The following is a 10,709-nucleotide window of genomic DNA, read 5'->3' on the forward strand; positions in this document are numbered from 1 at the left end:
CGATTGACCGAGATGCTCGAAGCCGGCCGGACCTGAGCCGCATCGAGACCGCGTCAGAATCGCTTGGGCCAGCGCCTGGCGACATGCTGAACTCGCAAGACCTCCACCACATCTGCGCGCACCCGGTACGCGATGATGTAGTTGGGATGTATGACCAGTTCGCGAGTGCCGACTACGCGTCCTGGCCTACCCATGCCGGGAAACTCGGCCAAGCTATTTGTTTTTGTTTGGATTTCCTGCGCGAATGACTTTGCCCGTTCGGCATTGTCTTTTTCGATGTACTCAACGATGGCGACCAGGTTGGCCAATGCTGTCCTGGTCCACTTAACCGCCATATTTTGCGAAGAAAGAATTCACTTCGCTGGCACTTGCAAACTCACCCCGTTCTGCTTCCGCGACGCCTCGCTCGATATCGGCGATTTGCCATGCCTCGGCTTCCATGTATTCCCGGAGCGCGGCAATGGTGATCGCGCTCTTGTCCCGTCCGGTGGCTCGGGTGAGCTTGTCGAGCTGGCTGGCCAGGTCGGCCGGAAGGCTAACGGTCATTGGCGTATCGGCGCTTGGTTTCATGATTTCCAAATCGAAGGAAGTGCGACTTCGTATATTCTCAGTGTATGTATTGCGATTTCAAAGTCAACAGCTTTTCGCCATCGGGGCATTCGGGCTTGTATCAGGTCCCCTGAACCAGCTTCTGCAAGGCTTCCGGATCCAGGATCGTCAGCTTGTGCTGGTCCTTCTGCACGATACCCTGCTGCACCAGCGTGAGCAGGGCGCGGGTCACTGTCTCGCGGCTGGTGTTGATCATGTTGGCAATGTCCTGGTGCGTCGGCAGGTTTTCGACCACCGGCTGGCCGCCGTCTTCCCCCGGCTTGCGCTGCATGAGCACCAGGTAGGTGTAGATCCGCTTGGCGGTATTGTTAATGCTCAGCAGGGCGCGGAATTCGGAGTCGCGCTGGATCTTCTGGGCCAGGTGTTTCAGCATGTGCGAGGCCACCGACGGCGAGTGCGAGAACAGGTGCATGGCCAGCGGCGCCGGCAGGAAGGCGACCAGCACCTCCGTCATGGCCACCACCGAGGCAGACCTGGTCGAGTTGTTGATCAGGGCGATCTCGCCGAAAAAATCGCCCGGCGCCAGGATGCGCAGGCCGATCGCGCGCCCGTCCTCGGTCACGTCGATCACCTGCAGCTGGCCCGATAGCAGGAACAGCAGGCCATCGCCGCTGCCGCCCTTGTGCAGCACCACTTCGCGCTTGGCGTGGCGGCGGATGCGGATTTCCGCCTTGACGCGAATGATTTCTTCATCGGTCAGTTCGGCCAGCAGGGGAATCTTGCGCAGGTGGATCTGGATGTTTTGCCGGTTTTCTTCCGGCGCGGCATTGCTGTCCTTGTCCTTGACGTTGTCAGTATTGCTCATCGTCAGAGCGCTCCGTACAGCAGCGCGCACAGCGCGACAAAGCCGATCCCGCAGGCATTGGCGGCAATATCGCGCCAGCAGAAGCGGCGGTCGGGCAGCAGGTTCTGCAGGCATTCGATGAGTGCGCTGGCGAGCAGCACGCCGATCAGGATCCAGGCGCCTTCGCGGCGGCTGCTTGCCAGCGGCAGGGCCAGGGCGGCAATGCCGCCGAAGCCGACGAAGTGCATCAGTTTATCGTTGGGCAGGGGCGGCAGCCAGCCGTTCGGCACCAGGCAGCCGACGGTAACGACCGTGCAGGCCGCGATAAACAAAACTAACTCCCAGACCATGCGACTCCATCAACAATCAATATTCGTTGCTGGCAATTGTAGCGGAATGACGGGCTTGTTACAGCCCGTTCCATTGCCAGCTGAGCTGCAGCAGCCGGTTATTGTACTGAAAGACGGAAATATTTTCCTTGTTCCTGACCTGGCGCGCCTCGAGTTGCACGTTGTGATTTTTGCCCACTGGCATGATCAAGGTGGCGCGTATCACCTGGGTGCGCTGGTCGCGCACCACCGGGATCGCCGGCGCATACGGCAGTGCGCTGTGCCAGCTCTGCCGCACCAGGCCCACTTCGGTCATCATGCCTTCCGGCAATGCCTGGCGCACGAGCAGGGAATGCAGCCAGCCGTGGCGGTCGCCGCCGGCACGGTCGCCCGTCGCGTGGTCGTTCAGATAGCCCGAGGTGAGGCTGGCCGAGCTGCCGTTACTGCGGTAGCTGAGCTGGGCCTTGAGTTCAACCGTGTTCGAGTCGAAACTGACCAGGGTGCGGTAGTCGACATGCGAATAGGCGGCGATCAGGTGAAGCTGCGTTTTGCCGGGCAGGGCGATGGGCGGTCCGACGCGGGCCTGGAACTGAACGTGGCGCTGGTACAGTGCGCCGCCCAGGCTGGTCAATCCCAGCATGCTGGTGCTGCGCAAGGTCCAGCGGCCCAGGCGCCACGGCGTTTCTACGCCCACGAACAGCGAGGCGCTGTCGTACTGCGACAGGCTGTCGTTGCGGCGCGCCTGGAACTGGCCGAAGGCAATGCTGCCGTTGGGCGTAATGTCGCGCATGTATTCGCCGCCGAACACGCTGTACTGGTCGTGCCTGGGCAGGAAATCGGGCGACAGGATTTCCTCGAGCGGAATGCCGTCGCGGATGACCGCATAGGTGCTGGTGCTGGCGCCCTGGTTGACGTTCTGGTCGATGCCGCGCGCCACCATCAGCGAGCCCTGGCTGTTGGCATGCCATGAATTGCAGCCGCCGGCGCGCGCCTCGCTGATCAGGTCCAGGATGCCTTGCGGCGGCTTGAAGCGTTCGATAATGTCGCGGAACAGGCGGTCGGCTTCGTCGGCGTGGCCCAGCGAACACTGGATCAGGGCAATTTCGAGCCAGGCGCCGGCGTGCAGCGGTTCGTTCTCGATTACGCGCATCAGGGCCGCGCTGGCGTCGTTCTTGCGCCCTTCGGCGATCGACTGCAGCGCTTCCTGGTACAGGTCGGGCTTGTCGGGCGTGGTTTGCGCACTGGCGCTGCCGGCCAGCAAGGCCGTCAGGCACAGGCCGGCCGCCAGTCCGCGGGCAGGTACAGGGCGCGTCATCGGGCCGGCTCTGCGGTACGCTGCGGGTCTGTCGTCGTCACTGCCATCGTTTTCGGGGCATCTGTTGGGTCTGGATCAAAAGTGAACAGGGTAGTTGGCCTTTCTTTGCCGCGCAATAGACGTTCGCCTAATAAAATAAATCGATGGCGGGTCGCCCGACCCACCGTGCCGGCGCCGACGATCACATCGTGCGGGAAATCGCGCGCCGCCTGCTCCAGGCGCGACGCCGTATTGACGCTGTCGCCGACCGCCGTGTAGATCGAACGGAACGAGGTGCCGAAGTCGCCGGCCATGGCTTCGCCGCTCTCGATGCCGATCCGTACCCGTAGCGGCAGCTTGCCCTGGTCCACCCGATGCGCGCTCATCTGGCGCACGCGGCGCACGATTTCACGCGCGGCGTCCAGCGCCAGGTCGGCGTGATTGTCGACAGGCAATGGCGCGCCCCAGAAAGCAACCAGGCCGTCGCCGGTGTATTTGTCGAGCGTGCCTTTTTGTTCCAGCACCGGCCCGGTCAGGCAGTCGAGGAAGTCGCGCGTGAGCTGGGCCGCTTCTTCCACCGGCAGCGTTTCGACCTGGGTGGTATAGCCTTCCATGTCGGCAATCAGGGTGGTGACGTCGCGCCGGGCCGGCTTGAGCGGGTCGCGCAGGTCGCTGCGCAGCAGTTCGTCGACCACTTCGCGCGCCACGTACTGGCGCAAGGTATCGAGCAGGTGGCGCGAGCGCGTCTGGGTCAGCTGCCACTGGAAGGGCACGGCCACGATCAGCAGGAACAGGGCTGAGGCCAGTGGCGCGGTGGTTACGAAAGCCGGATCGTGGCGGCTGGTAAAGTAGGCCACCACGAGCCAGACCAGCATGCTGCCCAGCAACAGGCCGACGCTGGATACGGCGCGCAGGCGTGGAAAGCCAAGCATGGCGATGATGGCGATGCCGATCGAAAACAGGACGGCGATGATTTTCCCTGGCCACGGCGCCGGCGCCTGGCCGGCCTGGTGCTCGAGCAGGGTCGACAGCATGGCGGCGTGCACGCCCAGGCCCGGTCGCTGCGCCGCCAGCGGCGTGGTCACGCGGTCGCCCTGGCCCATGGCCGACGAACCGACCAGGACCAGGCGATCGTGGGCGCTGTCGGGGCGGATCCGCACTTTCAGGATGTCGGCCGCCGACACCACGGTAAAGGCGGTCCAGTCGCGCTTGTACGACACGCGCATGAAGTCGTCCGCAGGCAGGCGCAACGGCGGCCCGCCGCTGCAGCAGTCGATCAGGGCAATCGTCAGGGCCGGGTACAGCCGGTCCTGGTAGCGGGTGAACAGGGGCAGGCGGCGCAATACGCCGTCGCGGTCGGGAATGAAACCGATATTGCCGACGTGGGCGGCCCGCGCCATGCCGGCGTGGTTGGCAATGTAGCCGCGCGCCGGCACGCCGGCGTGGCTGCCCTTGGCCGGCACGCCGCCGGCCAGCTGGCCGTCGCGCACCGGGTTTTCGCTGGCGCCGGGATATTCGAAAATCTGGGCGGTCACCAGCGGGCCGTGTTCGGCCAGCAAGGCCAGGCGCTGGTCGCCATCGCCGCTGTCGGGGCGCGGATCGGGCAGCACGATGTCGAGCGCCACGCCTTTGGCCTTATAGATGGTGATCAGCTTTTCGACCAGGTCGGCCATGCGTTCGCGTGGCCAGGGCCAGGGTCCCAGTTCGGACGTGCTGGCTTCGTCGATGTCGACCACCAGGATGCGCGGCTCTTCGGCGCTGCTGGCCTGCAGGTTGATCATGCGGTCGCGCAGCCATTCGTCGGCAAAAAACGAGCTGGCCGGTGGCTTCAGCCATTGCGCCCAGACAGTGAGCAGCACCGCTGCCAGCGCAAAGCTGAAGCGGATGGCTGCGGCTCCAGACAGGAGCCGTGGGCGATTGACCGGGGAATGGCGCATGGGCGGGCGCCGGGGCGCACGTGGTTGTCAGTGGGCCACAGTATACTATGTTCGTTGATGCCGCATAGAACGAAAGGTCTGGCGGAACGTTAATAAAAAGGGAAGTATATGAGAATCGGGAAGATTGAGTAACAAGCCGGACGCGGCGCAGCGCGGCAGGAACTACGCGACCTTGAATTCGAGGCGTTTGCCAAGCGCCGCCATCGCCAGCGTCCTGGGTCAAGTGGTTGCGAGCGTCAGGTGCCCGACCTGTTCGGCTGTCGGCCGCACCTTGATCTCGATGTCGTAGCCGAGGCGATTCAAGCAGTCCATCAGCTTGCGCTCGGACAGATTTGTGAAGTCTCCGCGCATCATTCCCGACACTTTCGGTTGAGGAATGCCCATACGCTTGGCCGCTGTTTGCTGATTCAGTTCGAGGGTGCGCATCGCTTTCCTGATCTCGACCACCAAGCCCGTCTTGATTTTGAGTTTTTCGGCATCGGGCAAGCGAAGGTCGGCGTAGACGTTGCCCGAACCGCGTTGAACTTCGACGCCTTCAATGATTCGCTTTTGCATTTCGTATCTCCTGTGCCATTGCCTCGGCAACCTTCAGCCGGGCGTGAATGATGTCCATATCTTGCTTCGGTGTGGCGATCCCGCGCTTGCTCTTCTTCTGGAAACAATGCAGGACGAACACCGTCGACAACCTCAAGCACGCCGGCGCCACCGAAGCCTTTGAGCACCTTTGCCGCGTCATCCTGGTCACCCATCTGCGCTAGTGATAGCGCGTAACCAAAGCGCCTGCGCACGTCAGGCGGCAACGCCATCAAATCCTTGTAGCTGCTCGCTATCCATTCGAGCGGTTTTACTCGATCTACCATGCTTGCAGTTTATACCTGTTCAGGTAAAAACTGCGAGCATGGCTAGTGTTGCAAGACATCTGTTTCCGTCGCAACGAACAAAACAAATCAGATGCATGTAGCGAGCAGGTGGGCGACAATGTGGCTTCACTGTGACCGCTCCGACGAATGACCAGGCGTTGGCCGAGAAGCACAGCGACCATGCGCTCGATGGCGACTGGCGAGTTCATAGGGACCGGGGGAGTGAAAGCAGTGGCATCCGTGACTGTCCGCAACTTACCTGATGAAACGCACCGCGCCTTGCGCGTGCGTGCTGCCACGCATGGTCGCAGCACCGAGGCTGAGATCCGGGCGATCCTCGAATGTGCTGTTCGGCCCGAGGGTCGGATCAAGTTCGGCACCCTGCTAGCCGAAATTGGCCGCGAAGTGGGGGGCATCGATCTTGAGATCGAACGCGATACGGTTCCAGCCGAACCGATGAGTTTTGAATGATCCTGCTCGATTCCATGTTCGTTTCCGAGCCATTGAAAGCGTCAGGCGACACGAACGTCCTTGCCGGATCGACGCGCAGATCATCAAAACGCTGTACCTCTCGACAATCAGTCTCGCGGAACTGCGCTTCGGTATCGCTGTGCTGCCAGAGGGCAAACGCCGGGATGCGCTTCATTCCAGTCTTGAACAGCGCGTCTTGCCCTTGTTCGTCGGTCGCATCCTGGCGTTTGATGACCCTGCATCGCAATCCTATGCGTTGCTACGCGCGCGCGCGCTCGTGCCGCCGGACAGGCTATTGCACCCGCGGATGGCTATATCGCTGCCATTGCGCTGGCGCATGGGTTCGCGATAGCCACGCGCGACACGTCGCCTCTTGTTGCTGCCGGCTTGGCGGTCATCAACCCCTGGACGTGGCGGGCACGCTGATGCTCATCGGCTCGAAATGACTTTATGCCCGCTGAGGAGGACAAGGCCATGCCAACGCGCCGCTGAACTTCGGGGCCGCACCATGATCGATGGCGTCGGCAAGCGTGCTGCTGGCCGATCTTTTGGCAATCACTGGCAAGAAGCTGTCCCGTTATCCGATATAAGAGGAGCAAGCCGATCTGCTGCCGGCTCGTCGGTGTCTTTGTTCGCCATTCCTGATGCGTCGTTAAACATTTCTTCCGACACACAAGCAAAACAAATCAGATGCAAGTGGTGATCAGGTGGGCTACAATGTAGCTCACACACGTGAAGGAAGAAATCATGGCTGCAAATGCGGTAGTCCGTGCGCGCATCGACGAGCACATCAAGGAAGAGGCGACGGCCGTGCTGGCGGCAATGGGCTTGACCGTGTCCGATGCCTTCCGCATCATGTTGACCCGCGTTGCCCGCGAGAAGGCGTTGCCATTCGAGCCGTTGGTGCCGAACGCAACGACCATCGAGGCGATCAAAGAAGCGCGTCGTGGTGGATTGAAGTCGTTCGCTACCGTCGAGGATTTGATGGCAGACCTGAATGCGGACGATTGAGCATACCGGCCAGTTCAAGCGCGACTACAGGCGCGAAGCCAAAGGCCCCCATCGACAGTCGCTGGCGAGAGATTTCATTGTTATTGTGACCGCGCTGGCGAATGACCAGCCGTTGGCCGAGAAGCACCGCGACCACGCGCTCGACGGCGATTGGAAAGATCACCGGGATTGTCACGTCAAACCTGACCTGGTGTTGATTTATCGCAAACCGGATGACGCTGTGCTGCAGCTCGTTCGTCTCGGCTCACACAGTGAGCTTGGCCTGTGAGCAGCTGGCTCTGCGCATGACAAGGAGCTGACTCTGGTTGAGTCTCACGTGATTCGCCATGGCCAACAGTGATCATGAAAACGCACAATCCCCCCCCCTGACTCTTCTCTGCCGCCGGGATTTGCTTCATTTCAGTCTTGAGCAGCGCGTCTTGCCGTTGTTCGCCGCTGCAAAACTTGACGGAATTTTCGGCGGGTCCGGTTTACACTCCCCCCCAAAAAAAAGGCGGCTATTGCGCTGTACGGCATATTGCCGTACCATTGCGTCGGGAGGATAACATCCATGTCCACAGCTAACTCTACCGCCCGACTCGAAGCCCGGATCAGCACCGATCTGCATGCGATGCTCAAACGCGCCGCAGAACTTCAGGGGCGCACCATGACTGATTTCGTTGTGGCCGCCGTCCAGGACGCCGCGCAACGCGCCATTGAGCAGGCCGAAGTTATCCGGCTCTCGTTAGCCGATCAGGAGTGCTTCGCACAGGCGCTGCTGGCGCCGCCGCAACCGTCCCCGGCTTTGCAACGTGCTTTCGTTCGTCGTAGCAAGCTCTTGCGCGCTGAATGAGCCGCTTCCAACTTGTGCCGCTCGATGCCACGCATGACCGGGCCGCGTTCAAGAGCGACTCGGAACCGTTGAACCGCTACTTGCGCGAGCAAGCCACCCAGGATGTTCGCCGCCGCGTGGCCGCCTGTTTCGTGGCATTGGCTGACGAAAAACGCGTCGCGGGTTACTACACCTTGGCATCGGCAAGCCTGCTGCTGGCCGATCTTCCCGCCAGCACCGGAAAGAGGTTGCCCCGTTATCCGACGGTGCCAGCAATCCGCATGGGCCGCCTGGCCGTCGATCAGGCATTCAAAAGGAAGGGGCTAGGTGGTGCGCTCCTGGCCGATGCGCTCGACCGTGCTGCACGCTCGGAGATAGCTGCCTTTGCCCTGGTCGTCGATGCGAAGGACGAGGCAGCAGCGGCTTTCTACAGGCATCATGGCTTCATCGCTCTGCCTGACTCGCCACATACCTTGTTCTTGCCATTGGCAACCGTCCGAAGCGGCGATATTCTTCCTGGCAATAATTGATACAGTCTGTAACGAATCCTCCCCGAGAAATTGTTTCCAGTAAAATGTGACAGTCATCACGGAAGCGTCCGCCTGAAGTCGGATAATGGTGGAAAAGGGGAATACTATGTTGCGACACACTCTGCTCATTGCTTGCCTGGCCGTTTCGGCCCAGCTTGCGCACGCCGCCGAGGCTGGCAAAGTCATCTTTGTGGCCGGCAGCGCCAAGGCCGCCGAGCGCGCGCTGGTGCTGGGAGCCCCCGTCAGCGAGGGCGAACTGCTGACCACCGGCGCCGATGGCTATATATATGTCAAGACGCTCGACGATGGCCTGTTCATCCTGCGCCCGAATACGCGCGCGCGGATCGCCACCTACCGCGTCGACGCCAAAAACCCGGCCAATACCCGCATCAAGCTCGAACTGATGAAGGGCGTGGCGCGCAGCCAGTCGGGCAATGCGGTCAAACTGGCGCGCCAGAACTTCCGCTTCAATACGCCGGTCGCTGCCATTGGCGTGCGCGGGACCGATTTCACCGTATTTACGGACAACGACGTCTCGAGCGTGGCCGTCATCAGCGGCGGCATCACCATCAGCGGCTTTTCCGGCGGTTGCCGTCCGGAAGGCACCGGTCCCTGCGAAGGCGCTACCAGCCGCGAGCTGACCGCGGCCCAGCGCGGCCAGCTGCTGCAGATCCAGCGCGGCCAGCCATCGGCCAGGCTGCTGCCGGGTGGCGTGCTGTCGCCGGATACGGTCGCGCCGCCGCGCGGCGACGAGCCGATCGGCAAGAATAATGTCGGTACGCCGAATGTGGGCCTGTCGGTGCCCGAGCCGCTGCTCGACCCGATCAAGAGCGCCAATGTGCAGAATCCTGGCGAATCGAAGCCGAACACCCCGCCGGTACAGCCGCCGCCGGTGATCGTTTCCCCGCCGGAAGAGCCGCCCGTGGTGGTCGTGCCGCCGGTGGTCACGCCCCCGCCTGTCGTGGTTACGCCGCCTGTGGTTGTCGTCCCTGATCCTACACCGGTAGTCCATCGGACGATCGTGTGGGGCCGTTTCCAGCCGATCCTGGACCAGGCGGCGCAGGTGGTACTGGCCGAGCAGAATGCCGCCAAAGCCCAGCGTATTGCCTTATTGGGAAGCTATGCCTTGTACCGCACCACGGTGGGCGCGGAATATCTCGTGCCGGAACGCGGCAGCGTCGGCTTTGTAATGAAAGACGGCGAAGCGTATATCGCCAGTGATAACGTGACGGTCCTGCCGGTGAAAGCCAGGATGGAAAACGGTTTGCTGAATTTCGATTTCGATAAGAAGAAATTCTCCACCAGTTTCGACCTGATCAGCGGCGCGGAGACGTTCAAGCTTGCCGCTGGCGGCACGGTAGCCAGTGATGGCCGCTTCGGCGTGATCAGCCAGTATGCCCCGGGCAACAACATGACGGCCGACGGGGTGCTCAGCAATGCCGACGGCGGTTCCGCGGCCTATGTATTCAGGGCCCCGCTATCGGCAGGGCGCACCGCCAACGGCATCACGTATTGGGGTTGCCAGACTGGCTGCAGGTAATTCTGTTGAATGTATAGAATGTATATGTAGATAATACAAAAACCATACAAAGCCCTGTCCGCGAAAGCGTTCAGGGCTTTTTCTATTCCTGTTCCCGCGCTTATTCAAATTGCATAAGCCGCCCAAACCTCCTTGTTACGATTGCTTACTATTAATGTGGGGCGTGCATGATACAAAATTGCCACACGCTTTTGTCTCTTGGAGTATGGTTGTGTCCGCTGGTCACACTTCAGAAATTTACCTTGCCGGGTAGGACAAATCCTTGATTTAGATAGGTTCTTCTCTGATAATGGCTCGCCGGATATTTAGGTGCATTAAAAACGCCACAAAGCAAAGGATATTGCTCAATCGTGTGATGTGCGTCACATAAACTGAGCAATGTCTTCTGACATCATTCGGTACGTTGGGTTGCAGATGGAAGTACGTCGGCTGCAAAAGTTTAATTTAATTGTAATTTTCCTCCTTAGGAGCACCAAATGAGTGTTAACACCCTGAACCTGCAAGCGCTGTATGTCGCGTACTTCAACCGTCCT

At 61.0% G+C, this 10,709-nt stretch carries 13 protein-coding genes and 2 pseudogenes; 7 read left to right on the top strand and 8 right to left on the bottom strand.

The window, feature by feature from the left end:
• Positions 1–53: 53 nt before the first annotated feature.
• The 8 genes and pseudogenes from Q7T06_RS05065 to Q7T06_RS05100 form a co-directional block, all read right to left on the bottom strand.
• A complete protein-coding gene (locus tag Q7T06_RS05065) occupies positions 54–308 on the bottom strand; it encodes a type II toxin-antitoxin system RelE/ParE family toxin (protein WP_304781261.1) in 255 nt (84 codons plus the stop codon).
• Positions 309–324: 16 nt separating this feature from the next.
• Positions 325–570 (bottom strand): CopG family ribbon-helix-helix protein, encoded by a 246-nt coding sequence (locus tag Q7T06_RS05070; RefSeq protein WP_304781267.1) that lies wholly within the window; start codon positions 568–570, stop codon positions 325–327.
• Positions 571–670: 100 nt separating this feature from the next.
• On the bottom strand, positions 671–1,414 hold the full coding sequence (locus tag Q7T06_RS05075) for a Crp/Fnr family transcriptional regulator (RefSeq protein ID WP_304781273.1): 744 nt from the start codon (positions 1,412–1,414) through the stop codon (positions 671–673).
• A gap of 2 nt (positions 1,415–1,416) precedes the next feature.
• Entirely contained in the window at positions 1,417–1,743 is a 327-nt protein-coding gene (locus tag Q7T06_RS05080) for a VanZ family protein (RefSeq protein WP_304781276.1), read from the bottom strand.
• Positions 1,744–1,801: 58 nt separating this feature from the next.
• On the bottom strand, positions 1,802–3,037 hold the full coding sequence (locus Q7T06_RS05085) for a lipopolysaccharide assembly protein LapB (RefSeq protein ID WP_304781279.1): 1,236 nt from the start codon (positions 3,035–3,037) through the stop codon (positions 1,802–1,804).
• Entirely contained in the window at positions 3,034–4,953 is a 1,920-nt protein-coding gene (locus tag Q7T06_RS05090; protein ID WP_304781282.1) for a CHASE2 domain-containing protein, read from the bottom strand. Before Q7T06_RS05090 ends, Q7T06_RS05085 begins: the two co-directional genes overlap by 4 nt.
• Before the next feature lie 219 nt (positions 4,954–5,172).
• Complete coding sequence (locus Q7T06_RS05095) at positions 5,173–5,508, bottom strand: helix-turn-helix domain-containing protein (RefSeq protein WP_304781285.1); 336 nt, start codon at positions 5,506–5,508, stop codon at positions 5,173–5,175.
• A pseudogene (locus Q7T06_RS05100) lies at positions 5,489–5,813 on the bottom strand (type II toxin-antitoxin system RelE/ParE family toxin). Before Q7T06_RS05100 ends, Q7T06_RS05095 begins: the two are co-directional and overlap by 20 nt.
• Positions 5,814–6,044: 231 nt before the next feature.
• On the opposite strand from Q7T06_RS05100, the gene Q7T06_RS05105 reads away from it, so the two are divergent.
• The 7 genes and pseudogenes from Q7T06_RS05105 (at position 6,045) to Q7T06_RS05135 (ending at position 10,176) form a co-directional block, all read left to right on the top strand.
• A complete protein-coding gene (locus tag Q7T06_RS05105) occupies positions 6,045–6,284 on the top strand; it encodes an Arc family DNA-binding protein (protein ID WP_304781308.1) in 240 nt (79 codons plus the stop codon).
• A pseudogene (locus Q7T06_RS05110) lies at positions 6,281–6,710 on the top strand (type II toxin-antitoxin system VapC family toxin). Before Q7T06_RS05105 ends, Q7T06_RS05110 begins: the two are co-directional and overlap by 4 nt.
• 321 nt (positions 6,711–7,031) lie before the next feature.
• Positions 7,032–7,295: a type II toxin-antitoxin system RelB/DinJ family antitoxin gene (locus Q7T06_RS05115; protein WP_304781289.1), complete on the top strand. Its 264-nt coding sequence runs from the start codon at positions 7,032–7,034 to the stop codon at positions 7,293–7,295.
• On the top strand, positions 7,282–7,563 hold the full coding sequence (locus Q7T06_RS05120) for a type II toxin-antitoxin system YafQ family toxin (protein ID WP_304781292.1): 282 nt from the start codon (positions 7,282–7,284) through the stop codon (positions 7,561–7,563). Before Q7T06_RS05115 ends, Q7T06_RS05120 begins: the two co-directional genes overlap by 14 nt.
• A 282-nt stretch (positions 7,564–7,845) precedes the next feature.
• Positions 7,846–8,127 (top strand): DUF1778 domain-containing protein, encoded by a 282-nt coding sequence (locus tag Q7T06_RS05125; RefSeq protein WP_304781295.1) that lies wholly within the window; start codon positions 7,846–7,848, stop codon positions 8,125–8,127.
• A complete protein-coding gene (locus Q7T06_RS05130; protein ID WP_304781299.1) occupies positions 8,124–8,636 on the top strand; it encodes a GNAT family N-acetyltransferase in 513 nt (170 codons plus the stop codon). Before Q7T06_RS05125 ends, Q7T06_RS05130 begins: the two co-directional genes overlap by 4 nt.
• Positions 8,637–8,862: 226 nt before the next feature.
• A complete protein-coding gene (locus tag Q7T06_RS05135) occupies positions 8,863–10,176 on the top strand; it encodes a FecR domain-containing protein (protein WP_304781303.1) in 1,314 nt (437 codons plus the stop codon).
• Positions 10,177–10,709 lie beyond the last annotated feature (533 nt).

It is taken from the genome of Herminiimonas sp. (assembly GCF_030645555.1).
GTDB lineage: Bacteria > Pseudomonadota > Gammaproteobacteria > Burkholderiales > Burkholderiaceae_D > Oxalicibacterium.